This window comes from Pseudomonas agarici (assembly GCF_001543125.1).
GTDB lineage: Bacteria > Pseudomonadota > Gammaproteobacteria > Pseudomonadales > Pseudomonadaceae > Aquipseudomonas > Aquipseudomonas agarici.
Genome location: NZ_CP014135.1, coordinates 2,461,041 through 2,485,680, shown reverse-complemented (window position 1 = coordinate 2,485,680; position 24,640 = coordinate 2,461,041). Strand labels below are relative to the sequence as shown.

21 protein-coding genes are annotated in these 24,640 nt (G+C 60.4%); 11 read left to right on the top strand and 10 right to left on the bottom strand.

Features of this window, described 5'->3' with window-relative positions:
• Positions 1 to 4: 4 nt before the first annotated feature.
• The 5 genes from gcvP to AWM79_RS10830 all read left to right on the top strand — a co-directional run bounded on the left by gcvP (position 5) and on the right by AWM79_RS10830 (position 6,795).
• Positions 5 to 2,854, top strand: coding sequence for an aminomethyl-transferring glycine dehydrogenase (gene gcvP, locus AWM79_RS10850; RefSeq protein WP_060782809.1), 2,850 nt, complete (start codon positions 5 to 7; stop codon positions 2,852 to 2,854).
• Between the two features lie 206 nt (positions 2,855 to 3,060).
• Positions 3,061 to 4,437 (top strand): L-serine ammonia-lyase, encoded by a 1,377-nt coding sequence (locus tag AWM79_RS10845; RefSeq protein ID WP_017131087.1) that lies wholly within the window; start codon positions 3,061 to 3,063, stop codon positions 4,435 to 4,437.
• Positions 4,438 to 4,485: 48 nt separating this feature from the next.
• Positions 4,486 to 5,607 carry a glycine cleavage system aminomethyltransferase GcvT gene (gcvT, locus tag AWM79_RS10840; RefSeq protein ID WP_060782808.1) on the top strand — a complete coding sequence of 374 codons (1,122 nt, stop codon included), beginning with the start codon at positions 4,486 to 4,488 and terminating at the stop codon, positions 5,605 to 5,607.
• Positions 5,608 to 5,981: 374 nt separating this feature from the next.
• Complete coding sequence (locus AWM79_RS10835) at positions 5,982 to 6,194, top strand: cold-shock protein (protein ID WP_060782807.1); 213 nt, start codon at positions 5,982 to 5,984, stop codon at positions 6,192 to 6,194.
• A gap of 112 nt (positions 6,195 to 6,306) precedes the next feature.
• Positions 6,307 to 6,795: an RDD family protein gene (locus AWM79_RS10830; RefSeq protein WP_017131090.1), complete on the top strand. Its 489-nt coding sequence runs from the start codon at positions 6,307 to 6,309 to the stop codon at positions 6,793 to 6,795.
• A 71-nt stretch (positions 6,796 to 6,866) separates the two neighbouring features.
• On the opposite strand, the gene AWM79_RS10825 is transcribed toward AWM79_RS10830, so the two are convergent.
• The 4 genes from AWM79_RS10825 to rpoE form a co-directional block, all read right to left on the bottom strand.
• Positions 6,867 to 8,297, bottom strand: a complete 1,431-nt coding sequence (locus AWM79_RS10825; RefSeq protein ID WP_060782806.1) for a DegQ family serine endoprotease — start codon at positions 8,295 to 8,297, stop codon at positions 6,867 to 6,869.
• A 236-nt stretch (positions 8,298 to 8,533) separates the two neighbouring features.
• The gene (locus tag AWM79_RS10820; protein ID WP_060782805.1) at positions 8,534 to 9,514 is read right to left on the bottom strand and encodes a MucB/RseB C-terminal domain-containing protein; all 981 of its coding nucleotides are present in this window, start codon (positions 9,512 to 9,514) and stop codon (positions 8,534 to 8,536) included.
• Positions 9,515 to 9,527: 13 nt separating this feature from the next.
• Positions 9,528 to 10,115, bottom strand: coding sequence for a sigma-E factor negative regulatory protein (locus AWM79_RS10815; protein ID WP_017131093.1), 588 nt, complete (start codon positions 10,113 to 10,115; stop codon positions 9,528 to 9,530).
• 31 nt (positions 10,116 to 10,146) lie between these two features.
• A complete protein-coding gene (rpoE, locus tag AWM79_RS10810; protein ID WP_017131094.1) occupies positions 10,147 to 10,728 on the bottom strand; it encodes an RNA polymerase sigma factor RpoE/AlgU in 582 nt (193 codons plus the stop codon).
• Positions 10,729 to 11,265: 537 nt separating this feature from the next.
• Between rpoE and nadB the strand changes: the two genes are divergently transcribed.
• Complete coding sequence (nadB, locus tag AWM79_RS10805; RefSeq protein ID WP_060782804.1) at positions 11,266 to 12,882, top strand: L-aspartate oxidase; 1,617 nt, start codon at positions 11,266 to 11,268, stop codon at positions 12,880 to 12,882.
• On the opposite strand, the gene AWM79_RS10800 is transcribed toward nadB, so the two are convergent.
• Positions 12,851 to 13,303, bottom strand: coding sequence for a protein YgfX (locus AWM79_RS10800; protein WP_017131099.1), 453 nt, complete (start codon positions 13,301 to 13,303; stop codon positions 12,851 to 12,853). The genes nadB and AWM79_RS10800 overlap by 32 nt on opposite strands.
• Positions 13,287 to 13,541 carry an FAD assembly factor SdhE gene (locus AWM79_RS10795; RefSeq protein WP_017131100.1) on the bottom strand — a complete coding sequence of 85 codons (255 nt, stop codon included), beginning with the start codon at positions 13,539 to 13,541 and terminating at the stop codon, positions 13,287 to 13,289. Before AWM79_RS10795 ends, AWM79_RS10800 begins: the two co-directional genes overlap by 17 nt.
• Positions 13,542 to 13,691: 150 nt before the next feature.
• Here AWM79_RS10795 and ygfZ point away from each other — a divergent pair, with 150 nt between their 5' ends.
• On the top strand, positions 13,692 to 14,633 hold the full coding sequence (gene ygfZ / locus AWM79_RS10790) for a CAF17-like 4Fe-4S cluster assembly/insertion protein YgfZ (RefSeq protein WP_060782803.1): 942 nt from the start codon (positions 13,692 to 13,694) through the stop codon (positions 14,631 to 14,633).
• Between the two features lie 23 nt (positions 14,634 to 14,656).
• The gene (locus AWM79_RS10785; protein WP_017131102.1) at positions 14,657 to 15,478 is read left to right on the top strand and encodes an HDOD domain-containing protein; all 822 of its coding nucleotides are present in this window, start codon (positions 14,657 to 14,659) and stop codon (positions 15,476 to 15,478) included.
• Between the two features lie 50 nt (positions 15,479 to 15,528).
• Here the strand turns inward: AWM79_RS10785 and AWM79_RS10780 are convergent, their stop codons facing one another.
• Both AWM79_RS10780 and AWM79_RS10775 read right to left on the bottom strand, forming a co-directional pair.
• Positions 15,529 to 16,914, bottom strand: coding sequence for a sensor histidine kinase (locus AWM79_RS10780; protein ID WP_060782802.1), 1,386 nt, complete (start codon positions 16,912 to 16,914; stop codon positions 15,529 to 15,531).
• On the bottom strand, positions 16,907 to 17,578 hold the full coding sequence (locus tag AWM79_RS10775; protein ID WP_060782801.1) for a response regulator: 672 nt from the start codon (positions 17,576 to 17,578) through the stop codon (positions 16,907 to 16,909). The genes AWM79_RS10780 and AWM79_RS10775 overlap by 8 nt, the downstream gene beginning before the upstream one ends.
• Positions 17,579 to 17,811: 233 nt before the next feature.
• Here AWM79_RS10775 and AWM79_RS10770 point away from each other — a divergent pair, with 233 nt between their 5' ends.
• Genes AWM79_RS10770 through AWM79_RS10760 form a run of 3 tightly spaced genes read left to right on the top strand, consistent with a single transcriptional unit; the run spans position 17,812 to position 20,824 of the window.
• A complete protein-coding gene (locus AWM79_RS10770; RefSeq protein WP_060782800.1) occupies positions 17,812 to 18,789 on the top strand; it encodes a Bug family tripartite tricarboxylate transporter substrate binding protein in 978 nt (325 codons plus the stop codon).
• A gap of 60 nt (positions 18,790 to 18,849) precedes the next feature.
• The gene (locus tag AWM79_RS10765) at positions 18,850 to 19,308 is read left to right on the top strand and encodes a tripartite tricarboxylate transporter TctB family protein (RefSeq protein ID WP_060782799.1); all 459 of its coding nucleotides are present in this window, start codon (positions 18,850 to 18,852) and stop codon (positions 19,306 to 19,308) included.
• A gap of 1 nt (position 19,309) precedes the next feature.
• The gene (locus tag AWM79_RS10760; protein ID WP_060782798.1) at positions 19,310 to 20,824 is read left to right on the top strand and encodes a tripartite tricarboxylate transporter permease; all 1,515 of its coding nucleotides are present in this window, start codon (positions 19,310 to 19,312) and stop codon (positions 20,822 to 20,824) included.
• Positions 20,825 to 20,964: 140 nt separating this feature from the next.
• Here AWM79_RS10760 and AWM79_RS10755 read toward each other — a convergent pair whose 3' ends face one another.
• Both AWM79_RS10755 and AWM79_RS10750 read right to left on the bottom strand, forming a co-directional pair.
• Entirely contained in the window at positions 20,965 to 21,315 is a 351-nt protein-coding gene (locus AWM79_RS10755; RefSeq protein ID WP_017131108.1) for a hypothetical protein, read from the bottom strand.
• 169 nt (positions 21,316 to 21,484) lie between these two features.
• Positions 21,485 to 24,409, bottom strand: coding sequence for a carbohydrate binding domain-containing protein (locus AWM79_RS10750; protein ID WP_060782797.1), 2,925 nt, complete (start codon positions 24,407 to 24,409; stop codon positions 21,485 to 21,487).
• Positions 24,410 to 24,640: the final 231 nt, after the last annotated feature.

The window sequence follows — 24,640 nt, the reverse complement described above, 5'->3', positions numbered from 1 at the left end:
CGCCATGACCATCAATCTCGGCACCGCCAATGAATTCATCTCCCGTCATATCGGTCCGCGTCAGGATGACGAACGCGCCATGCTCGCCACCCTCGGCTTCGACTCCCTGCAAGCGCTGAGCGCCAGTGTGATTCCCGACAGCATCAAGGGCACCAGCGTCCTCGACCTGCCGGCCGGACAAAGCGAAGCCGACGCCCTGGCATCGATCAAGGCCATTGCGGCGAAGAACCAAGTGTTCAAGACCTACATCGGCCAGGGCTATTACAACTGCCATACGCCGTCGCCTATCCTGCGCAACCTGCTGGAAAACCCGGCCTGGTACACCGCCTACACACCCTACCAACCGGAAATTTCCCAGGGTCGCCTGGAAGCGCTGCTGAACTTCCAGACCCTGATCAGCGACCTCACCGGTCTGCCGATCGCCAACGCCTCGCTGCTCGATGAAGCCACCGCCGCCGCCGAAGCCATGACCTTCTGCAAGCGCCTGAGCAAGAACAAGGGCAGCCAGGCTTTCTTCGCTTCCGTACACTGCCACCCGCAAACCCTCGACGTACTGCGCACTCGTGCCGAACCGCTGGGCATCGAGGTGGTGGTCGGCGACGAAGGCGAACTGAGCGATGTCAGCGCGTTCTTCGGCGCCCTGCTGCAATACCCGGCCAGCAACGGCGACCTGTTCGACTACTGCGAACTGACCGAGCGGTTCCACGCCGCCAACGCCCTGGTGGCTGTCGCGGCGGACCTGCTGGCCCTGACGGTACTGACCCCGCCAGGTGAATTCGGCGCCGACGTCGCCATCGGCAGCGCTCAACGCTTCGGTGTCCCGCTGGGCTTCGGCGGCCCGCACGCGGCGTACTTCTCCACCCGTGATGCTTTCAAGCGCGATATGCCCGGCCGCCTGGTCGGCGTTTCCGTGGACCGCTTCGGCAAGCCAGCCCTGCGCCTGGCGATGCAGACCCGCGAGCAACACATCCGTCGCGAGAAAGCCACCAGCAACATCTGCACCGCCCAGGTCCTGCTAGCCAATATCGCCAGCATGTACGCCGTGTACCACGGTCCCAAAGGCCTGGTGCAGATCGCCAATCGCATCCATCAGCTGACCGCTATTCTGGCCAGGGGTCTGGGCACGCTGGGCCTGAACGTGGAGCAAACCAACTTCTTCGACACCCTGACCGTCAAGACCGGCGCGCAAACCGCCGCCCTGCATGACAAGGCACGTGCCCGCCAGATCAACCTGCGGGTGGTCGATGGCGAGCGCCTGGGCTTGTCCCTCGACGAAACCACCCGCCAGTCAGATGTCGAAACCCTCTGGAGCCTGCTGGCCGATGGCCAGGCGTTGCCGGATTTCGCCGCCCTCGCCGCTTCGGTAGCCAGCGCCATCCCGGCCACACTGATGCGCCAGTCGCCGATCCTCAACCACCCGGTATTCAACCGCTATCACTCGGAAACCGAGCTGATGCGCTACCTGCGTAAGCTGGCGGACAAGGACCTGGCCCTGGATCGCACGATGATCCCGCTGGGCTCATGTACCATGAAGCTCAACGCCGCCAGCGAAATGATCCCGGTCACCTGGGCCGAATTCGCTGCCCTGCACCCATTCGCCCCGGCTGATCAGAGCGCCGGCTACCAGCAACTGATCGACGAGTTGGAAGCGATGCTTTGCGCCGCCACGGGTTATGACGCCATCTCCCTGCAGCCGAACGCCGGCTCCCAGGGCGAATACGCCGGCCTGCTGGCGATCCGCGCCTACCATCAGAGCCGTGGCGAAGAGCGCCGCGATATCTGCCTGATCCCGTCGTCGGCCCACGGCACCAACCCGGCCACCGCCAACATGGCCGGCATGCGCGTGGTGGTCACCGCCTGCGACGCCCGTGGCAACGTCGATATCGAGGATTTGCGAGCCAAGGCCATCGAGCACCGCGACCACCTCGCGGCGCTGATGATCACCTACCCGTCGACCCACGGTGTATTCGAAGAAGGCATCCGCGAAATCTGCGGCATCATTCATGATAACGGCGGCCAGGTGTATATCGACGGCGCCAACATGAACGCCATGGTCGGCCTCTGCGCACCGGGCAAGTTCGGCGGCGACGTGTCGCACCTGAACCTGCACAAAACCTTCTGCATCCCCCACGGCGGCGGCGGCCCGGGCGTCGGTCCAATCGGCGTGAAATCGCACCTGACCCCGTTCCTGCCCGGTCACGGCGTCATGGCACGCAAGGAAGGCGCAGTCTGTGCGGCACCGTTCGGCAGCGCGAGTATTCTACCGATTACCTGGATGTACATCCGCATGATGGGCGGCGAAGGCCTCAAGCGCGCCTCGCAATTGGCGATCCTCAATGCCAACTACATCTCCCGGCGCCTGGAAGAACACTACCCAGTGCTCTACACCGGCAGCAACAGCCTGGTGGCGCACGAGTGCATCCTCGATCTGCGACCATTGAAGGACAGCAGCGGCATCAGCGTCGATGACGTCGCCAAGCGCCTGATCGACTTCGGCTTCCACGCCCCGACCATGTCGTTCCCGGTGGCGGGCACCCTGATGATCGAGCCGACCGAAAGCGAATCCAAGGAAGAGCTGGATCGCTTCTGCGACGCCATGATCCGCATCCGCGAGGAAATCCGTGCAGTGGAAAACGGCACCCTGGACCGGGACGATAATCCGCTGAAAAACGCCCCGCACACGGCGGCGGAGATCGTCGGCGAGTGGACGCACCCGTACAGCCGCGAACAGGCGGTCTACCCGGTGGCGTCGTTGATCGAAGCCAAGTACTGGCCGCCGGTCGGTCGCGTCGACAATGTGTTCGGCGACCGCAACCTGGTCTGCGCCTGCCCGTCGATAGAGAATTACGCTTAACTGTTGGCTTGCTTGTGACCAGAGGCTTGCCTGTGGTCACAAGGCTCACCTCCGCCGGGCCGCGCAGCGCCCCTGAAACCGGCCACAGCGTTGCCTCGGAAAGAACACATTGGCTGATTTCACCTTCTATCTCCGACAGAATCGCGTGCTAACTCTATCCCCAACAGCTTTAACCCAATAACTATTAGAAAAACCGGAGAACCCATATGTCCCTGAGCGTGTTCGACTTGTTCAAGATCGGCATCGGTCCCTCCAGTTCCCATACTGTCGGTCCGATGCGTGCGGCTGCACGTTTCGCCGAGGGCCTGCAGCGCGAAAACCTGATGCAACAGACCACCTGCGTCAAAGTCGAGCTGTACGGCTCGCTCGGCGCCACCGGCAAAGGCCACGGCAGCGACAAGGCCGTATTGCTGGGTCTGGAAGGTGAGCACCCGGATACCGTCGACACAGAAACCGTCGCCGCCCGCCTGCACACCATTCGCAGTGACGGACGCCTGAATCTGCTCGGCGAACACTCCATTGAATTCAACGAAAAAATCCACCTGGCGATGATCAGGAAGCCCTTGGCCTATCACCCCAACGGCATGATCTTCCGCGCCTTCGATGCCGCCGGTCTGCAGATCCGCAGTCGCGAGTACTACTCGGTGGGAGGCGGTTTCGTGGTCGATGAAGATGCCGCCGGCGCCGACCGCATCGTCGAGGACAGCACCGCGCTGACCTTCCCGTTCAAAAGCGCCAAGGAACTGCTGGGGCAATGCAGCACCCACGGCCTGTCCATCAGTCAGGTCATGCTGACCAACGAAAGCGCCTGGCGTCCGGAAGCGCAAACCCGTGCCGGGCTGTTGAAAATCTGGCAGGTCATGCAGGACTGCGTCGATGCCGGCTGTCGCAATGAAGGCATTCTGCCAGGCGGCTTGAAGGTCAAGCGGCGCGCGGCAGCCCTGCATCGGCAACTGTGCAAGAACCCGGAAGCCGCGCTGCGCGACGCACTGTCGGTGCTGGACTGGGTCAATCTGTATGCTCTGGCGGTCAATGAAGAAAACGCCAACGGCGGGCGCGTGGTCACCGCACCGACCAACGGCGCGGCAGGGATCATTCCCGCCGTGCTGCATTACTACATGCGCTTTATCCCCGGCGCCAACGAGGACGGTGTGGTGCGCTTCCTGCTCACCGCTGCCGCCATTGGCATTCTCTACAAGGAAAACGCCTCCATCTCCGGTGCCGAAGTCGGTTGCCAGGGCGAAGTCGGCGTGGCCTGCTCAATGGCCGCCGGTGCCCTGTGCGAAGTACTCGGCGGCACAGTGCAACAGGTCGAGAACGCCGCCGAAATCGGCATGGAACACAACCTCGGGCTGACCTGCGACCCCATCGGCGGGCTGGTCCAGGTGCCCTGCATCGAGCGCAATGCCATGGGGTCGGTCAAGGCCATCAATGCCGTGCGCATGGCTCTGCGAGGTGACGGCCAGCATTACGTCTCCCTCGACAAAGTCATCCGTACCATGCGCCAGACCGGTGCCGACATGAAAAGCAAATACAAGGAGACCGCCCGTGGCGGTCTGGCAGTAAATATTATCGAGTGTTGATTGAGGGGCCGGCGCAAGCGGCCCTCCGGCAATTTCCAGGAGTTGAAGATGTCCACCGAAAACCTGCTAAAAACCCCACTGCACGCCCTGCACCTGCAACTGGGCGCACGTATGGTGCCGTTCGCCGGCTATGACATGCCGGTGCAGTACCCGTTGGGCGTGATGAAGGAACACCTGCACACCCGTGAACAGGCCGGACTGTTCGATGTTTCGCACATGGGCCAGATCCGCCTGGTCGGTGCCGCCGCCAGCGCACTGGAAACCCTGGTGCCGGTGGATATCATTGACCTGCCGGTGGGCATGCAACGCTATGCCATGTTCACCAACGAAACCGGCGGCATTCTCGATGACCTGATGGTTGCGAACCTGGGCAACGACGAACTGCTGCTGGTGGTCAACGCCGCCTGCAAGAACCAGGACCTGGCACACCTGCAAAAGCACCTGGGGCATCTGTGCGAGGTCCAGCCGCTGTTCGAAGAGCGTGCCCTGCTCGCCCTTCAAGGCCCCGCCGCCGCTACTGTGCTGGCGCGCCTGGCACCGGAGGTTACCCGGATGACCTTCATGCAGTTCCTCGCCATGCGCCTGCTGGGTGTCGACTGCTACGTCAGCCGTTCCGGTTACACCGGCGAAGACGGCTTCGAAATCTCCGTACCGGCGGCCAGCGCCGAGTGTCTGGCCCGCAGTCTGCTGGCCGAAACCGAAGTCGAAGCCATCGGCCTCGGCGCACGCGACTCGCTACGCCTGGAAGCCGGCCTGTGCCTCTACGGGCATGACATGAGCAGCGATACCACGCCGGTCGAGGCCAGTCTGCTCTGGGCCATTTCCAAGTCGCGGCGCGCCGACGGTGCGCGGGCTGGCGGTTTTCCGGGCGCCGAGCAAGTCTTCGCCCAGCAGCAACGAGGGATACGACGCAAGCGTGTCGGCCTGTTGCCCCAGGAACGCACGCCGGTACGCGAAGGTGCGGAAATCGTCGACCAGGACGGCACCATCATCGGCCACGTATGCAGCGGTGGCTTCGGTCCGACTCTCGGCGCACCACTGGCCATGGGCTACCTGGACAGCGCTCACTGCACACTGGACAACGATGTGTGGGCCACTGTCCGTGGCAAGCGCATACCACTGAAAGTCAGCAAAATGCCTTTTGTTCCGCAACGTTACTATCGTGGCTGATACCAACAGTAACAACTAACACGGTGATGAACCAGCGCACTATTTTGCAATGCAGTCGCCACGCAATAGTACATATATTTTCACCGAACTTGGTTTACAACTGTTGTACCCAACTGAGTACTTGTAGATCCACCCTGCCAAAGCTCTCGAAAACTGAGACAAACCGGGGCTTGGCGGGGGCTTGTTTTTTCTCCCACAGTTGGCGTAGAGTTTCTCCACTGTGTTTGCATGGGTCGCTCGGAATCGTGACCTGGGCAGTAGCTCTAAGTTTTGCTACAACCCGTTCGACGTCTCTTACTTTCCTGCAACCCAGCCCAGTACTCTTTCAGGTGAAAGAGACTGTCATTAATTTTTAGCGTCAAAGGAAATAAGAAATGTCCCAACGTCAGAGCGGCACCGTCAAATGGTTTAACGACGAGAAAGGTTTCGGTTTTATCACGCCTGAAAGCGGTCCGGATCTGTTCGTCCATTTCCGTGCTATTCAGGGTAGCGGCTTCAAGAGCCTGAAAGAAGGTCAAAAAGTGACTTTCATCGCCGTGCAAGGCCAGAAAGGCATGCAGGCTGACGAAGTCAGCGCAGAAGCCTAAACTTAAGCTTTATTACACAAAAAAGCCCCTGATGGCGACATCGGGCGCTTTTTTGTGGGTGCCTTCTAAGGTGTAGCTCCGTAAAATGGCTTTTTCCGATGAGAGAGCCGTTATGCCAAAGCACGTGCTAAGCCCCCAGGGCGAGTTTCCTGCCGCCGGCCTGGGCCGTCGCCTGGCAGCAATGTTCTATGACTTTCTGCTGTGTACCGCCTTACTGATGGTCACTGACGGCCTCTACAAGCTGGTGCAGATGGCATTCATTGGCGAGCAACGGCTCAGAGCCCTCGCGGATGCCGGCCAGCTGGACCATGATCCGTTGCTCTCGACCCTGCTGTTTTGCGTCCTGTTCGCTTTCTTCGCCAAATTCTGGACCTACAAGGGCCAAACCCTGGGCATGCAGGTATGGGGTATTCGGGTACAGAACGCCGACGGCTCAGCCATCAGTATCTGGCAGGCGCTGCTGCGTTTCATGGTATCGATTGCCTCCTGGCTGTTTGTCGGCCTGGGTTTTATATGGGTGCTCTTCGATAAGCAGAAACGCAGCTGGCATGACATCTACTCCAACAGTCAGCTGGTGCGTATTCCCAAGCAACCTCGATAATACTTTCCGTTCGCACATAAAAAAGCCCGCCTCATTCGAGACAGGCTTTTTTGCAACATTTCAATCCTGGTTTATTCGGTCAGCTTGAAGGTGATGAAACTCGCACGTCCCTGGCGCAACACGCGCATCGATACCGAGCGATTCTTCGGCAGGGCCTTGGCGATATCGGTGAACTGCTTGGCATCGGTGATTGCCTGGTTGTTCAGGTGCGTGATCACGTCGCCCGGCTGTAGGCCGATCAGGGCCGCTGGACCGTCCTGTACGTCCTTGATGAGCACGCCGCCCTTGAGCTGGTCATTGGCTTTCTTCTGATCATCGGTCAGGTCAATGACAGAAATCCCCAGGCGATTGCTGCTACGCTCGGCACCCGTGGACTTGGCGATATCCATTTCCTTGCCTTCATCCGGGATCGCACCGACCGTCAGGTCAACGGTCTTATGCTGACCTTCACGAACCACTTCCAGCTTGGCCTTTTCTCCCGCCTTCAGCGCGCCCACCAGATGCGGCAGGTCAGCCGACAACTCGATTGGCTGGCCGTTCATGCTGAGAATTACGTCACCGACTTGCAGGCCGCCTTTCGCCGCCGGGCCATCGTCCTGAACCTGAGCAACCAACGCACCGGCCGGTTTGTCCAGGCCGAAGGATTCGGCGAGATCCTTATTGACCTCCTGAATCACCACACCCAGCCAGCCGCGGCTGACCTTACCACCCGCCTTCAATTGGTTGGAAACGTCCATGGCAACATCGATCGGGATCGCGAAGGACACGCCCATGAAGCCACCGGAACGGGTGTAGATCTGCGAGTTGATACCCACCACCTCACCGTTGAGGTTGAACAACGGACCACCGGAGTTGCCCGGATTGATCGGCACGTCGGTCTGGATGAACGGCACATAGTTTTCGTTCGGCAGGCTACGACCTACGGCACTGACGATGCCCTGGGTCACCGTATGATCAAAGCCGAACGGCGAACCGATGGCGACGACCCACTGGCCGGACTTCAAGTCCTTGGATTTACCCAGCTTGAGAGTCGGCAGGTTCTTGCCTTCGATCTTCAGCAGCGCTACGTCGGAACGCGGATCGGTACCGACCAGCTTGGCCTTGAGCTCGCTACGGTCGGCCAGGCGCACGAGAATCTCGTCAGCGTCGGCGACGACATGGTTGTTGGTGAGGATATAGCCGTCATCGGAGATGATGAATCCCGACCCAAGCGATTGGGCTTCGCGTTGTCGACCGCCACCGCCACCTTTGCCACGCGGTTGCGGGAACCCGCGGAAAAACTGCTGGATTTCCGGCGGCAAGCCCTCCAGCCCCTGAATCTGCTCCGAAACCTTGCGGTCCGGCATCTTCTGAGTCGTACTGATATTCACCACCGCCGGCGAGGCCTGCGCCACCAACTGGGTGAAATCAGGCAGTTCCGCAGCCTGGGCCGCGACCGTCTGCCCAAGCAGCAGGACAGCGGCGAAGATGGACAAATAAGATTTCAAGCTTGGTATCGACATACGGCTCCCGTAAACAACGAGCATGGTTAAGCGACAGGTACCATAAAACCCGAGGATGATTAAGCCTGGATTACGGACCGGAAACAACAAACAAGGCCAGGGCCGTTAGGGCCTTGATCTGTAGGAAAGTTCGGTTTGTTTTGCAAATGAAAATGATCACCGGGCATTTCGGCATTTCGATCCTACCGCCTGGATGGCTTCATGTGAAGACCTGATCGAGCTCATGGGTCAGCGACTCACTGCTGGGGAGGCTGCGCTTCGCCGGCACGCATCGACAAGGCGATCCGTTCGGCGGTACCAATGGGAATCTCACCCACCACCGTGACCATGATATCCCCGCCGGGGGTGCTCAGGTGGCGGGAGACCGCGACGGTAGGCCCCAGTTGGGTACGGGTGTCGGTGGTGCTGGCGCCGTTGAGGGATTCGAGAAAGACCGAGAAACGCGCCAACCCATCGTCATACATAAGACTGCTGACCTGAGTCTTGGACTGTGGATCCAGACGCACCGTACTACTCACCAGTTCAAAACCCGGCGGCAGCCAATCGGAATGCCATAACTGCGCTACTTTACTGCCCAGCACCTGTCCCTTGGCCTGCGTCTGGTTACCGGGTAATACCACCGGTTTGCATTCAGGGCCAGCTTGCAACTGGCTGTTCAGGGGGGCCTCGGAGGTGTTCAATTCGGTAAACTGGAAACGTTCGAGCAATTGCCCCTTGTCATTGGTCAGCAGCGACTTGAGCGGCAAACCGGTCTGGCGATCCAGATGCAATTCGAAATCATAGCGATGCTGGTCGCGCGGCGTCAGCGACACGATCACTGCAGAACGGCCAGCCACGCGTGATTTACCCACGACCGTAATGTCATACCAGGCTTTGAGTTTCTGCGGATCGAGCGCACGGGCGTGCGCATCGGACGGCTCATCGAGTCCGGCGGCCAACGCGCCACTGACACACTCAGTGCGCCCATCGACGCGTACAACCTCTTGCGCCGAGTCATCCAACTGAAGCAACCGCTCATGAACCCGACCATTCTGGACTAAGTGCCAGATGCGGTGAGTCGAAAAACTACCGTTGCGTTCGTAGACAAAGGTGCCCTGAAAGCTTTGCTGCTGCTCAGCTTGCCCAAGACGGTCCAACCAATCCCGGGCATCGTCGGCCCGGGCAGTCAGAACAAACCCACCGGCCAGGGCAAGCGTTAAAAGAGCTAGCGCGCGCATGGTCCTCCTTAACTTAGCGGTTTTCCAGGCTCGCGGCACGTGCGTAAGGCAGCGCGCTCTCAGTACCCTTCAGGGCCGCCTGCTGCGCATGTTGGCGCAGATAGCTTGGCAAACGCTGCTCCCAACCGGGCTGGCCTTGCCGTAGCACCCCGCTGGCCATCGGACCGACGGGCTGGGAACCTTCAGTATAACCGGCAAGAACCGCCGGCCCCTTGGCCGTCGGAGCAGCCAAGCCAGGCTGATTCGATTGCTGGGCCAGTTGGGCACCGGCAATCTCATCCTGATTGTAGATGCGCACGCCAGCCAGCACCGCAACGGTTACCGAAGCGGCCACGGCCAGACGGCCCAGGGTACGCCAAGGACCACGGGAAGCTTTACTCGGCACATCTTCGCCGGCCAGAGCCAGCGACACAGCCGAGGCGATATCCAGGCGCGGGTCCAGCAATTCCTTGTGCATCACTGCCCGGGCGATTTGGTAACGCGACCAAGTAGCACGGGTATCAACATCGTCAAGGGCACTGAGTACCCGACGTAACTCCAATTCGTCCGCTTCGTTATCCATCACCGCGGACAGCGATTCCTGCAGGGCTTCACGACTCATGACGGTTCCTCTCTTGGCTGTCGCCGCTGTCTCAGGTTTCCTGCAACAACGGCTGCAGGGCTTTGTCTATGGCCTCCCGAGCGCGGAAAATCCGGGAGCGCACGGTGCCCACAGGACATTGCATGACCGCTGCAATGTCCTCATAACTCAGACCATCGAATTCACGTAAAGTTAACGCCGTACGCAAATCTTCTGGCAGTTGCTGGATGGTTCGATGGACAGTCCCCTCGATCTCATCCCGGAGCAACGCACGCTCCGGCGACTCGAGGTCCTTCAGGCCATGATCGCCGTCGTAGAACTCTGCATCCTCGGAACTCACATCATTATCTGGTGGCCTGCGACCGCGGGATACCAGATAGTTTTTTGCCGTGTTGATGGCAATGCGGTACAGCCAGGTATAAAAGGCACTGTCACCGCGAAAATTACCTAAGGCACGGTAGGCTTTGATAAAGGCTTCTTGTGCAACGTCCTGGGCTTCATGGGTGTCGTGCACGAAACGCACGATCAACCCGAGAATTTTGTGCTGATATTTCAGCACTAGCAGATCGAAAGCCCGCTTGTCGCCACGCTGAACGCGCTCGACCAGCTGCTGATCCTCTTCCTGGGTTAGCATGAACACTCCTCATAGGACTTGAAGGAGGCTGCCATTGCTAATTGATCAGACTTGCAAACATAGACTCGGGCTTTTGGCAAAAGTTCTCCCCCTTTCAAGCAAGTTTCCTGCGATCCGCTGAACGGACACACACGAAAAACGCAGCACGGACTTGGCCGACTGCGTGAATAATTTTGGCGTCGAATTCGCTGGTAAAGCCTTCCCTCAGGCCCCACAGAAAGCCGACGCTGTCCCCTTCTTTCAGGTACCTGTCTATGGAGCACGGGGCTTTTCAAAAGTTCCCGGAGATTGCAGTAAGTAATAGCATTGTGCCGTTCCATCGATCAAAGGTTGCCTGAACCTAGTTATAGCCGAAAAATCATCATCTTACCCTGCAAAACCACATGCACGACGCCCCGGAGTAGCGCACACTTCTTGCTCGTTATAGTCTCACGATGCCATGAAGGCCCTGCCATTGTGCCGATCCCTCCAGCTATATACTAGTGGGTGGTATGGCGGGCTTCGTGGCCTACCCAGGCGTTTTTCGGATTCCTAGAGATGAGCCAACATTTTCAACACGATGTGCTGGTGATTGGCAGCGGTGCCGCCGGCCTGAGCCTGGCGCTAACGCTGGCGAACCATCTGCGCATTGCCGTCCTGAGCAAGGGCAACCTGGCCAACGGCTCGACCTACTGGGCTCAGGGTGGCGTCGCCGCGGTGCTGGACGACACCGACACCGTGCAATCGCATGTCGAGGACACCCTAAACGCCGGTGGTGGCCTGTGCCACGAAGACGCGGTGCGCTTCACCGTCGAGCACAGTCGCGAGGCCATCCAGTGGTTGATCGACCAAGGCGTGCCCTTCACTCGCGACGAAAAAGCCAATGTCGATGACCGTGGTTTCGAATTCCACCTGACCCGTGAAGGCGGCCACAGTCATCGGCGGATCATCCACGCCGCCGACGCCACCGGCGCGGCGATCTTCACGACCCTGTTGGACCAAGCCCGGCAGCGCCCGAACATCGAGCTGCTGGAGCAGCGCGTGGCCGTCGACCTGATCACCGAAAAACGCCTCGGCCTGGACGGGGAACGCTGCCTGGGGGCCTACGTACTTAATCGCGGCACGGGCGAAGTCGATACCTACGGGGCCCGCTTCACCATTCTTGCCTCGGGCGGCGCGGCCAAGGTGTATCTCTATACCAGCAATCCCGACAGCGCCTGCGGCGACGGCATCGCCATGGCCTGGCGTTCGGGCTGCCGGGTCGCCAACCTGGAATTCAACCAGTTCCATCCGACCTGCTTGTACCACCCGCAGGCCAAGAGTTTCCTGATCACTGAAGCCCTGCGCGGCGAAGGCGCACACCTGAAACTGCCCAACGGCGAACGTTTCATGCCACGCTTCGACCCACGGGCCGAGCTGGCGCCACGGGATATTGTCGCCCGAGCCATCGACCACGAGATGAAGCGCCTGGGTATCGACTGCGTCTACCTGGACATCAGCCACAAACCCGAAGCCTTTATCAGGACGCACTTCCCGACGGTGTACGAACGTTGCCTGGAGTTCTCCATCGACATCACCCAGCAGCCGATCCCGGTAGTCCCGGCGGCGCATTACACCTGTGGTGGCGTGCTGGTGGACCAGCAGGGCCGTACCGATGTCCCTGGCCTGTATGCCATTGGCGAAACCAGCTTCACCGGCCTGCACGGTGCCAACCGCATGGCCAGCAACTCGTTGCTGGAATGTTTTGTCTATGCCCGTTCGGCCGCCGCCGACATCCTCCAGCAGTTGCCACGGGTCGCCATGCCCGCGGCCTTGCCGAGCTGGGACGCGAGCCAGGTGACCGACTCCGACGAAGACGTGATCATCGCCCACAACTGGGATGAACTGCGACGTTTCATGTGGGACTACGTCGGCATCGTGCGCACCACCAAGCGTCTGCAACGAGCCCAGCACCGGGTGCGGCTGCTGCTGGACGAAATCGATGAGTTCTACAGCAACTACAAGGTCAGTCGCGACCTGATCGAGCTGCGCAACCTGGCCCAGGTGGCCGAGTTGATGATTCGCTCGGCCATGGAGCGAAAAGAAAGCCGGGGCCTGCATTACACCCTCGACTACCCGGACCTGCTACCCGAGGCCCTTGACACTATTCTGGTGCCGCCCATCTACGCCGGCTGAACTTCAGCCATACGCGCAGGCGCCGATGCAGGTCGCTCGCCAGCGCGTCGCGGGGCACGCAAATCGAGCGCGACCACCAATCTCCGCGCCGACGAAAGCGCAGCACCACCAGCCAGGGCAAGGCCAGGCTGTCGCGGTGCAACTGTACCGACTGCCAGCCAGCCGCCCGACTCCAGAGCTGCCAACCCCGCTCGTCCCGGCGCAAACCGGTAAAAGCCGACGGATGGTTCAAGCGTATTTGTCGCGGTACGACCCAAGCCCCATGAAGCAGGCACAGCAACGCCCCGGACAGGCTCGCCCAGAACGGAATTTCAAGCAGGCACCACGATAACAACGCCAGACCCAGAGCTCCGAGATATGCCACCAGCAACAGCCGTGAGGCCCGCCAGCGGCATTCGAACGTGTTACTTGGGCTGAACACGGTCGAGAATCATGCGTACCATGCGCTGCAGTTCTGGATCTGGCGATTCGGAACGCTCCATGAACCAGCCGAACATGTCCTGGTCCTCGCATTCGAGCAACTTGCGATAGCACTCGCGGTCGACGTCGTTCAGATGCGCGTACACCTCCTTGACGAACGGTACCAGCAGCACGTCCAGTTCCAGCATACCGCGACGGCTGTGCCAATAGAGACGATTGAGTTCTACATCTTCGACCATGGAGCGCTCCTCAAATTTGTGCGCAAGTATACAGGCCCGATCATCACCGCGCAGTCGGCTTTGGTCGCGGCACCCGGCGTTTTGTGAACTACCCATTTGCGGAGCACCCCTCTATGATGTCCGCCAGACTTATTCATGCTGCGAAGACCCATGGCCGATTCCGCTTTTTTCTGCATCCTTTCCCACGAAGGCGTTCTCGCCGTCCGCGGCTCCGACGCCAGCAAGTTCTTGCAGGGTCAGTTGACCTGCAACCTCAATTACCTCAGCGAGACCCAGGCCAGCCTCGGCGCTCGCTGCACGCAGAAAGGCCGCATGCAGTCGAGTTTCCGCATCCTGCTCGAAGGTGACGGCGTGTTGCTGGCCATGGCCAGCGAGTTGTTGGAACCGCAGTTGGCGGACCTGAAGAAGTACGCGGTGTTCTCCAAGTCCAAGCTCACCGATGAAAGCGCCGGTTGGGTCCGGTTCGGGCTGGGTCAGGCCACCCGCGTGCTGGCCGACCTGGGCGTCGATCTGCCCGAGGAAACCGATGCCGTGGCGCGAGCCAATGGTCTGATCGCCATACGAGTGTCCACCGGGCGTAGCGAGCTCTGGGTCCCGGCGGCCCAAGCGCGAGACCTGCAGGCGCAACTGGCTGGCTCGCTGCCGGAAGCCGATCTCAACACCTGGCTGCTCGGGCAGATTCGCGCCGGTATCGGCCAGGTCATGCCGCAAACCCGCGAACTGTTTATCCCGCAGATGCTCAACCTGCAGGCCGTGGGTGGCGTGAGCTTCAAGAAAGGCTGCTACACCGGGCAGGAAATCGTCGCGCGCATGCAGTACCTGGGCAAACTCAAACGGCGCCTGTATCGCCTGAAGCTGGACGCAGGGCAACTGCCTGAGCCCGGTACGCCGCTGTTTTCGCCCGCCCACAACAGTTCCATCGGCGAAGTGGTGATCGCCGCCACGGCCGAGGAGTCGATCGAACTGCTGGCCGTGCTACAAGCCGAAGCGGCCGAAGCCGGCACTGTCCATCTGGGCGATGTGCAAGGCCCGGCCCTGACATTGTTGGATTTACCTTATCAACTGGACCGTGATGGTGAGATCCAGCGTTAACCGCACCGCCATAGAGAGCACAAATGAACAAGCTGGCGGAAAAGGTCCAACAGGATCTGGTAACGGCCATCGACAACGACGACCTGGTTCTGCCCACGCTCCCGGAGGTCGCCCTGAAGATTCGCGAGGCGGCGGAAGATCCCGAAATCAGCGTCAGTACCCTGAGCAAGGTGATTGGTGGCGACACCGCTCTGTCGGCACGGCTGATCAAGGTGGTCAACAGCCCGTTGTTGCGCGCCAGCCATGAAGTGACCGACCTGCACACCGCCATCACCCGGCTTGGGGTGAACTACAGCAGCAACCTGGCGATCGGCCTGGTGATGGAACAGATCTTTCACGCTCGCTCCGGGGTGGTTGAACAGAAAATGCGCGATGTCTGGCGCAAGAGTCTGGAAATTGCCGGGGTCAGCTACGTGCTGTGCCGCGACTTTACCTTGCTCAAGCCGGACCAGGCGGCGCTGGGTGGGCTGGTACACCAGATCGGTGTGCTGCCGATCCTGACCTACGCCGAAGATCACTACGAACTGCTGGCCGATCCGTTGAGCCTGGATCATGTGATCGAGAGCATTCATCCGTTGCTGGGCGACAAATTGCTAAGAGTCTGGGACTTCCCGGAACGGCTGGTCAAGCTGCCCGGACAATACCAGGACCTGGAGCGCGATAGCGGTACCGTCGATTACGTTGACCTGGTGCAGATCGCCACGGTGTTCTGCCATCAGCGCACGACACAAGCTTATGCCAATATCCCGCTCGGCAGTCTGCCGGCCTTCAGGCGGTTGAAACTGGCCCCGGACAGCGAGGTCTGGGTCGGAAAACTCAATGATGCGCGGATGATGTTCATTTAACCGACAGACCCTGCCTGTGGGGAGCGGGCTTGTCGGAGCCCCAGAAGCTTCTAACCGGCGATAAAACTCACCCGGACCTTCAACCCCCGCCGCTCACCGTCGTGCAGGCTGATCTGCGCCAGGTGCGCCCGGCAGATCTCGCCGACAATCGCCAGGCCCAGCCCGGCCCCCACACCCTGCTGGCTGCGCCGATAGAAGCGCTCGAAGACCCGGTCGCGCTCCTCCAGGGGAATCCCCGATCCGTCATCCTCTACCTCCAGCACAGCCGGCGCGCTCACCCGCAAGATCACATTGCCGCCGACCGGTGTATGGGCCAACGCGTTGTCCACCAGGTTGCTCAGCAGCTCGTTGAGCAAGGTCGGCTCGCCACGCAACCAGACCGGCTCATCGGCTTCCAATGCCAACGCCACGCCTTGGGCATGAGCCAGAGGTGCCATGGCCATGCCCAGTTCCCGGGCCAGTTGGCTCAGGTCAAGCCACTGCGCGCCACCTTCGGCTATCGCCCGCGCACCGTTTTCCACCCGTGCCATCGACAGCAGTTGGTTGGCCAGGTGCGTCAGGCGATCGGTGCCCTGAGCTGCCGTTTCCAGGGTACGGCGCCAGGTATCGGCATCTGTGGCGCGTAGCCCTAGCTCCAACCGCGCCTTCAGCGCCGCCAAGGGTGTGCGCAGTTCATGGGCGGCATCAGCGATAAATTGCCCCTGACGCTCGAACTGCCGACGCAGGCGCTCGGTAAAATGATTGAGGGCGCTCACCAGGGGCCACAATTCGTGTTGTACTTCCACCAACGGCAACGGGCGCAAGTCGTCCGACTGGCGCTCCTCCACCGCCGTCCGTAGGCGCTCCAGCGGGCGCAGCGCCGCACTCACGGCAAACCACACCAGCAGCAACGCGCCCACCGCCAGCATGCCCAGGCGCAGCAACGTGTCGGCCATCAGGCTGCGGGCCATGGTGACTCGCGCCTCATCGGTCTCGGCCACGCGGATTTCCGCCATGCCATTCATATTCGGCTCGCTGACCGCCTTGAGCAGGCTCACCACCCGGACGTTCTGCCCGCGATACTGCGCGTCGTAGAACCGCGCCAGGGCCGGATAGTCATCGGTGCGCGGGGTGCCGGGTGGCGGTGGCGGTAGGTGTTCGTAACCGGAAATCAGTTGCTGGTTGATGTCTCGGACCTGATAGTAGATCCGCCCTGCGCTGTCATAGGCAAAGGTATCGAGCGCCACATACGGCACGTCGGCGCTGAGGGTGCCATCGCGCTGCGACAGGCCCGCGGCGATGGTCCGCGCCGAGGCCAGCAAGGTTCGGTCATAAGCGGTGTCGGCGGCTTCGCGACCGTTCCAGTAGGCACTCAAGCCACTGGCGAGCATCAACACCACCAACAGCAGTGCAAGGTTCCACAGCAACCGCCAACGCAGGCTGCTGGGCTTATGCATCGCGGGCTTCCAACAAATAACCGAGGCCGCGAAAGGTGACGATAGCCACCGCATGTCCATCCAGCTTCTTGCGCAGGCGGTGTACATAGATTTCGATGGCGTCGGGACTGGCGTCCTCATCCAGGCCGAACACCTGAGAGGCCAGTTGTTCCTTGCTCATTACCCGCCCAGGGCGAGCGATCAGCGCTTCGAGCACCGCCTGCTCGCGGGAGGTCAGGGTCAGCACCTCGTCGCCCAGGCTGAAACGCCGGGTATCCAGGTCATAGACCAGCCCCCCACAGCGCTGCTGGCGCTCGCCGCCGAGCACACTGCGGCGCAGCAAGGCCTTGACCCTGGCGTCCAGTTCGCTGAGTTCGAACGGCTTGGCCAGGTAATCGTCGGCCCCCAGATTGAGGCCACGGACGCGGTCCTTCACATCGCTACGGGCGGTCAGCATCAGCACCGGAAGATTTCCTCCACGTGCGCGCAAGCGCGCCAGTACTTCGAAGCCGTCCATGCGTGGCAAACCCACATCAAGGATTGCCACTGCGTACTCCTCGCTGCCCAGGGCCAGCTCGGCGGCGACTCCGTCGTGCAGCACATCCACCGTCAAGCCCGCGCCCTTGAGCGCCTGGGCAACGCTTTCAGCTAGCTGCAGATGGTCTTCGACCAGAAGCACACGCATGAATTTCCTACCTCGACCGCCCTTCCGAGCGCCGAGTTTACCCAATAAACCCGCCGCCGGTAGCCACCCGCCGCCGGTTTATCGGGCCTTGCACACTGAAAGGTTGATGAAAGCTTGGCACATTAAAGTCCCTTCACGGACCGTTGTGAGTAACGCACTCATCTGTCCAAAAAAACTGAATGACGTCCCGAGGCGTTTTCACTCAAATAAGAACAATAACGGAGTACTCCACGATGCTGCCATTGCGCACCCTCGCCCTCGCTACCGGTTGCCTGCTGTTTGCCGGGCAACTCCTCGCCGCCGAGCCCAAGCGCCCGGAATGCATCGCCCCCGCCTCCCCCGGCGGCGGCTTCGACCTGACCTGCAAGCTGGCGCAAAGCGCCCTGGTCAGCGAGAAAGTCCTGAGCAAACCGATGCGGGTGACCTATATGCCCGGCGGCGTCGGCGCCGTGGCCTACAACGCCGTGGTTGCCCAGCGCCCGGCCGATGCCGGGACTCTGGTGGCCTGGTCCAGCGGCTCGCTGCTCAACTTGGCCCAGGGCAAGTTCGGTCGTTTCGATGAAGGCGCCGTGCGCTGGCTGGCCGCCGTCGGCACCAGCTATGGCGCCATTGCGGTGAAAAGCGACTCGCCGTACAAAACCCTCGACGACCTGGTCAAGGCCCTCAAGGCCGACCCGAGCAAGGTGGTAATCGGCTCCGGCGGCACTGTCGGCAGCCAGGACTGGATGCAGACCGCGCTGATCGCCAAGGCCGCCGGGATCAACCCGCGCGACCTGCGCTACGTGGCCCTCGAAGGCGGCGGCGAAATCGTCACGGCGCTGATGGGCGGGCATATCCAGGTCGGCAGCACCGACATCTCCGACTCCATGCCACATATCCTGAGCGGCGACATGCGCCTGCTCGCGGTGTTCGCCGAGAAGCGCCTGGACCAACCGGAAATGAAGGAGATTCCGACCGCCCGCGAACAGGGCTACGACATCGTCTGGCCGGTGGTACGCGGTTTCTATCTCGGACCGAAGGTCAGCGACGAAGACTACGCCTGGTGGAAAGACGCCTTCGACAAGCTGCTGGTTTCCGAAGAGTTCGCCAAGCTGCGCAACCAGCGCGAGCTGTTTCCCTTCGCCATGACCGGTCCGGAACTGGACACCTACGTGAAGAAGCAGGTTGCCGACTACAAAGTGCTGGCCAGGGAATTCGGCCTGATCCAGTGATCATCTCTCTCTAGTCGCCTCACGCCCTTCGGTCACCGGGGCGTGGCCCAGGAGTCCGTCATGCTCTTGCAACGCACTTTTGCCTTCACGCTGCTGCTGGCCTGCGCCGGCCTGGCGCTGATGGCCTGGCCTTACCAGGCCGCATTTTCCTATGAGCCCGTGGGCCCCAGAGCCTACCCGCTGCTGATGCTCGGTCTGATGGGCCTGGCGCTGCTGTACATGCTGTTTCGTCCGGCACCGATCAAACATAACGACGACGAGCCGCCGCTGGACCGCCAAACCCTGACCAAGATCGGCATCTGCACCGCACTGCTGTTGGTGTTCGCCGGGACCTTCGAGCCGCTGGGCTTCGTCCTCAGCAGCATCCTGATCGGCGTACCGATGGCGCGCCTGTACGGCGGTCGCTGGCTGCCCAGCGTGGTGATCATCAGCCTGATGAGCGTCGGGCTTTATCTGCTGTTCGATAAAGCCCTGGACGTGCCGCTGCCCCTCGGACTGCTCGACGTTCTGGAGAACTGACATGGATACTTTCGGCTATTTGGGCCAGGGCTTCGGCGTCGCGCTCAGCCCCTACAACCTGGTCACCGCCCTCTGCGGTACGTTGATCGGCACCGTGGTCGGCCTGTTACCGGGCCTGGGGCCGATCAATGGCGTCGCCCTGCTCATCCCCATTGCCTTCGCCCTCGGGCTGCCGCCCGAATCGGCGCTGATCTTGCTGGCAGCGGTTTACCTGGGCTGCGAATACGGCGGGCGGATCAGCTCGATTCTGCTCAATATCCCCGGCGAAGCCTCCACCGTGATGACCACCCTCGACGGCTACCCGATGGCCCGCCAGGGCCTGGCCGGTGTCGCTCTATCGCTGTCGGCCTGGAGTTCCTTCATCGGCGCATTTATCGCCACCTGCGGCATGGTGCTGTTCGCTCCGCTGCTGGCGAAATGGGCCATTGCCTTCGGCCCGGCGGAATATTTCGTGCTGATGGTGTTCGCCATTGTCTGCCTCGGCGGCATGGCCGGCGACCGACCGCTGAAGACCTTTATCGCCGCGCTGATCGGTTTGTTCCTGTCCAGCGTCGGCATCGATGCCAACAGCGGTGTATATCGCTTCACCGGGGACAACATCCACCTCACCGACGGCATTCAGTTCGTGGTGCTGGTCCTGGGCCTGTTCTCCATCAGCGAGATTCTCTTGCTGCTGGAAAAAACCCATCATGGCCAGGAAGCGGTGAAAGCCACCGGGCGGATGATGTTCAACTTCAAGGAAGCGGCATCGGTGTTCGTGGTGAACATCCGTTGCGGCCTGTTGGGCTTTGTCATGGGCGTGTTACCCGGTGCCGGCGCGACCCTGGCCAGTGCCGTGGCCTACATGACCGAGAAACGCATCGCCGGTGCTGGCGGCACGTTCGGCCAGGGCGACAAGCGCGGCCTCGCCGCACCGGAAACCGCAATCGGCGCCTCGGCCTGCGGCGCGCTGGTGCCGATGCTGACTCTCGGCGTCCCAGGCTCAGGCACCACGGCGGTGATGATCGGCGCGCTGTCGTTGTACAACATCACGCCGGGACCGCTGCTGTTTCAACAACAACCGGATATCGTCTGGGGCCTGATTGCCTCGCTGTTCATCGCCAACATCATGCTGGTGATCCTCAATATTCCGATGATTCGCCTCTTCACCCGTATCCTTGCCGTGCCGAACTGGGCGCTGGTGCCGGTGATCGCCATCATCACCGCGATTGGCGTGTACGCGGTACATGCCACCACCTTCGATCTGTTCCTGATGATCGGCATCGGCATCTTCGGTTATATCCTGCGCAAACTGGACTTTCCGCTGTCGCCGGTCCTGCTGGGCTTTATCCTCGGCGGGCTGATGGAATCGAACCTGCGCCGGGCGCTGTCGATTTCCAACGGCGCGTTGGAGATTCTCTGGTCGAGCCCGATCACCCTTGGCGTCTGGGTGCTGACCTGCATCATGCTGTCAATGCCACTGCTGCGCATCTGGCGCAAGCGTGCCGCCCAGCGTCGCGCCCTGGCCAATGCGTGAGAGAACCTGCGGAACGGGAGATGGTCTGCTTTGTCGGTCGAGCAACCCTTTCCTTGCCGATCAATGCTGGGTCATCGGCAAGGAAAAGGTTTCAGGAACACCACCTATCGACGTAGATAGACGCCTGCTGTTTCCGTTTGTCAGTAGGTCAATGTAAACGCAATAGCCTCTGACCGAGAGACACTATCAACGGTGTAATGAAGATTTGCATCCCTGAATCCAAGATCATCAGCCAGAAACTCATTATCAATGGCTATTGTCGCCTTGCCACTTGAAACATCAGGCGCGGAAACTATATGGGTTATTTCATAAATTGCCAGGAGTCTATCCATAACAAGAGCAATAGAATCCCCCACCTTCATAGCCGCATAACTCACCTCTGCCGTAGCAGGTTTGCCATTAAGATCAGGGACGTGGAGCTTACCACCTGAAATCTCAAGCACTCGAGGTGCCGGCAGATTAACTTTAATGACTCTTTTTGATCCAGACATTATCCTGACTCCTCTGATAAACCAGTTATAAGAAAGTCCGACATGAGCAGCCAGTTACTTCTGTCATATCTTCATTTCCCTTGACCATCTCAACAAAAAACGAATCGTCGGGAAACTGTCAGAAATGACAGTCCCGACGAAGGGTCTCGGAAAACCCAGGGCGCATGAGTCAGCCTGAAAGACCCAGCTCCTTCACTCGCACGTCGTCTACCGAATAGTCATTCCCTTGACCGGACGCTACATGGTTATACAGTTGCAAGCGCATGGTGGTGGCTGTCGCGGTAAAAATACCTTTCAAGGTGTGCCAGTTCTGATTGGAGATCGTGAAGGGTCCCACCAATGATTTATTCTCGATCCACAGCGACACGACAGGAGTGAGATGCACATTGCCGACTCGCCGAATCGAAATACTGAACTCATAGTTCATGCCCGGCTCAAGCCCCCTGTAGTCTCGATACAAGAACACGCCGCTGGATCGTTCCGTATAAGTCCAATTGTACAAAAACCAATTGCCGTCCTCATGCCTGATGACCAGATCACGGGGATCCGCGGCAGCGGGGCCTTTTACCCAACCATTCCAGTTACCATGGTCAAAGGTGGTCAGGTCATCAAATGGCAGGCGTATCGTCAGTATCAACGCAGGGAACTCCACCGCCTCACTTTCATGAGCACTGCCATCGGGAGTGACCTTGCAGGTAAACGTCAGGGTGCTGACGTTTTGCAGTTGTTCAAGCAAGACACGCGAAAGCACTGAACGTAGCCCGTTATTCACTTCGCTCGGCGTCAGCGTATCGCCTACATAGACCTTGAGGGTATACGGCTGGCCGTCCTTCCCGGTTCCGGTGCCCACCAGCCAGACCTTCTGCCCCGGCAGGATGAACCACCATGGCTCTACCGCGATCGTGGCGTTGCCGCTAAAGGTACGCAGGTCCAGGAGGCTCTTGATTGCTTGCGGCACCACCGGTGTCGGCAACCGGACAGGCACGCTGATCTGCAGATCGAGATTTGCCGAGGTCGCGACCTTGCAGTGGCCGGTGACCGTATAGTTGATCGGCACCGTCTTGCCGATACCGTGGATCACCGCCTCACGCGGGATCTGAAAATCGACGTGCCCCAACTCGCTATTACCGGGTTTCGGCGCCAGTGGCAAACAGCCTCCGGCCTCGCGCTTCCAGCAAGGTTGAATGCTCTGCCGGGCACTGATGGCATCGTATTCTACCCGCAGTGTCACCCCATCCCTGCCGTTGTACACCGTCAGCAGCGAACCGACGGCCTCACGAACGGTGGGCGCCTTCAGGACCCAGTCCTCCTGGGTAATTTCCAGCGTCAGGGTCGGGAACAGCGTGGCCGTGGGTTTATCGGTAACGCCGTTGAAATTCACCGCGAAATGCACTTCGATCCGGCTGCAGTCAGCCAGCTTTTGCAGTTGGGCGCGCGGCAGCAAGGTACTCACGCCCGTCTCCAGCCACTCGGCATCGAGCGGCTCGCCTTCGAGCACTTGAAAGCTGTAGGCGCTGCCATCCTCCTGCTCGCCGGTCACCCAGAGCCAGCAAGGCTGTTCAAGCGCCCGGTAGTCCCACGGCTCGACCAGGCAATCGGCATCCCCGGAAAAAGTGTTGAGATCCAGTTTGTCGGCAGTGGCCTGGTCCACCATCGGTCTCGGTAACTGGCTGATGTCGAGCACGGTCACCAGGCGCGGTGGCGATTGCCAGAAGACGCCCGAGCTTTGCGTCACGGTGTAGGACACCGTCACCGTCTGGAGAAAATTTGCACTGATGGCCGAGGGCGGCACATGGAACTCAAGCGCCATTTCGCCTTCCCGAACCTCGCGGCACTCAAGCGCCGGCGAACCGGCACCTGGCGTGCCGGCCCAGGCCGGACAGACCCAATCCCCCGCGCTCATGCCGCCATACGCCACCTGGATGGTCGCACCGTGCGTGGTATTGACCGGGTTCAGCAGCCAACCGTCGGTTTCGTCTTCCGTCGATTCACGGACACTGGGTGGCGGTAGAACCAGCCTGATCGGCACCCGCATCGTCAGTTCCAGCGGCTCCAGGGCAACGGCCTCGCCCTGCCCATGGTCGATCTTGCAGGTGATGATCAACAGACTGTCATCCGCCAGTTGCTCCAGGTCCTCACGCGGCAGCAACCGGTGCAGACCCTCGCGCACTTCATTGTCCGTGACCCGTTCTCCCTGCATCAGCACGATGTCGAACAAGCTGCCGTCCAGCCGGGCCCCCACGGCCTGCAACCAGACCTTTTGCCCAGCCTGGATAAACGGCCAGGGCGCCACGGTGCACTCGGCATCACCCTCAAAGGTGCGGATATCCAAGACGCCCTCACGGGCCTGTGCCACCTTCGGAACGGGCAACGGATCCTTGTTCAAGGTCACAAATGCTATCCCTGGGCGAAACAGAATGCTGTGATCATGCCCACCGTAAGACGCGAACAAATTAAAGAACAGCGTGCTGCCGGAAGGACTCGTTGCGTACACGTCACTGGGAAACCGGCGTTTCCAGCCGAAATTAATATCAGCCTCGGTCACCGGCTCGTTTTCCACGATACGAAAATCGACTCTTCCGCCGTCCGGCTTGTCGACATGCGCCCACACCGTGACCCGACAATCCGAAGTGATAAACGGCCAAGGGTCCATCTGCAGCGTGAAATGCTCGTCGGCCAGCGCCGACACGAACAGAGTATTGTCGATCAGCGGCACCAGGTTCAGAGGCGGAAACGTGTTTGGCCGGCTGATCCTGACATCGTCCGCCCGCGACTTGATCGTCTCTTCACCGCGAGTAACGGTATAGAAAAAACGGGCATACATGTCCTGGACATACCCGACATAGTCATAGGGCACCTTGAAGTGGACCACTTCATCGGTACTCCCATGTACAGGCTCTATCGGGGCAAACTCTTCATCCGGTAGCAGGCCCGGCCAGTAGAAGTGGATCAGGTCGGTCGCCAGCATGCCGGGGTAACGGACCTCGACAGGCGTGCCGTCCAATGGCACCAGAAGACTGTCGAGATGCCCGCCATCGGCATCCAGTAATTTGGCCTCGGGCAAATCGAGTTCGGCAAGCGGTTGCTCTTTCATCAGGCGCACCCTTATTCGGAACATGGGCTATCGGCCGCCCTGTGCCACTGCGCGTTGGCATCATTTGAAGTGGCGGGAGAGGGAATGTCTACTGTCAGAAATGACAGTCTTGCCCTGGAAAAGCGGGAAAGCAGACCGGTGGTTTCTCGCTGTTTTCCCTGTAGACCACTCGTCGCCACTGTTATTTCTGACAGCTAGCCAGTCCTCCTCCCCAGGCGTTGAATGATCCTC

Excerpts from the sequence above, each read along its gene's own strand:
- AWM79_RS10785 (WP_017131102.1), top strand. The coding sequence starts at position 14,657 with ATGAACAAGCTGGCGGAAAAGGTCCAACAGGATCTGGTAACGGCCATC.
- AWM79_RS10795 (WP_017131100.1), bottom strand. The coding sequence starts at position 13,541 with ATGGTCGAAGATGTAGAACTCAATCGTCTCTATTGGCACAGCCGTCGC.
- rpoE (WP_017131094.1), bottom strand. The coding sequence starts at position 10,728 with ATGCTAACCCAGGAAGAGGATCAGCAGCTGGTCGAGCGCGTTCAGCGT.
- AWM79_RS10815 (WP_017131093.1), bottom strand. The coding sequence starts at position 10,115 with ATGAGTCGTGAAGCCCTGCAGGAATCGCTGTCCGCGGTGATGGATAAC.
- gcvP (WP_060782809.1), top strand. The coding sequence starts at position 5 with ATGACCATCAATCTCGGCACCGCCAATGAATTCATCTCCCGTCATATC.
- AWM79_RS10825 (WP_060782806.1), bottom strand. The coding sequence starts at position 8,297 with ATGTCGATACCAAGCTTGAAATCTTATTTGTCCATCTTCGCCGCTGTC.
- gcvT (WP_060782808.1), top strand. The coding sequence starts at position 4,486 with ATGTCCACCGAAAACCTGCTAAAAACCCCACTGCACGCCCTGCACCTG.
- AWM79_RS10750 (WP_060782797.1), bottom strand. The coding sequence starts at position 24,409 with ATGAAAGAGCAACCGCTTGCCGAACTCGATTTGCCCGAGGCCAAATTA.
- AWM79_RS10780 (WP_060782802.1), bottom strand. The coding sequence starts at position 16,914 with ATGCATAAGCCCAGCAGCCTGCGTTGGCGGTTGCTGTGGAACCTTGCA.
- AWM79_RS10845 (WP_017131087.1), top strand. The coding sequence starts at position 3,061 with ATGTCCCTGAGCGTGTTCGACTTGTTCAAGATCGGCATCGGTCCCTCC.
- AWM79_RS10770 (WP_060782800.1), top strand. The coding sequence starts at position 17,812 with ATGCTGCCATTGCGCACCCTCGCCCTCGCTACCGGTTGCCTGCTGTTT.
- ygfZ (WP_060782803.1), top strand. The coding sequence starts at position 13,692 with ATGGCCGATTCCGCTTTTTTCTGCATCCTTTCCCACGAAGGCGTTCTC.
- AWM79_RS10755 (WP_017131108.1), bottom strand. The coding sequence starts at position 21,315 with ATGTCTGGATCAAAAAGAGTCATTAAAGTTAATCTGCCGGCACCTCGA.
- AWM79_RS10775 (WP_060782801.1), bottom strand. The coding sequence starts at position 17,578 with ATGCGTGTGCTTCTGGTCGAAGACCATCTGCAGCTAGCTGAAAGCGTT.
- nadB (WP_060782804.1), top strand. The coding sequence starts at position 11,266 with ATGAGCCAACATTTTCAACACGATGTGCTGGTGATTGGCAGCGGTGCC.
- AWM79_RS10830 (WP_017131090.1), top strand. The coding sequence starts at position 6,307 with ATGCCAAAGCACGTGCTAAGCCCCCAGGGCGAGTTTCCTGCCGCCGGC.
- AWM79_RS10820 (WP_060782805.1), bottom strand. The coding sequence starts at position 9,514 with ATGCGCGCGCTAGCTCTTTTAACGCTTGCCCTGGCCGGTGGGTTTGTT.
- AWM79_RS10765 (WP_060782799.1), top strand. The coding sequence starts at position 18,850 with ATGCTCTTGCAACGCACTTTTGCCTTCACGCTGCTGCTGGCCTGCGCC.
- AWM79_RS10835 (WP_060782807.1), top strand. The coding sequence starts at position 5,982 with ATGTCCCAACGTCAGAGCGGCACCGTCAAATGGTTTAACGACGAGAAA.
- AWM79_RS10760 (WP_060782798.1), top strand. The coding sequence starts at position 19,310 with ATGGATACTTTCGGCTATTTGGGCCAGGGCTTCGGCGTCGCGCTCAGC.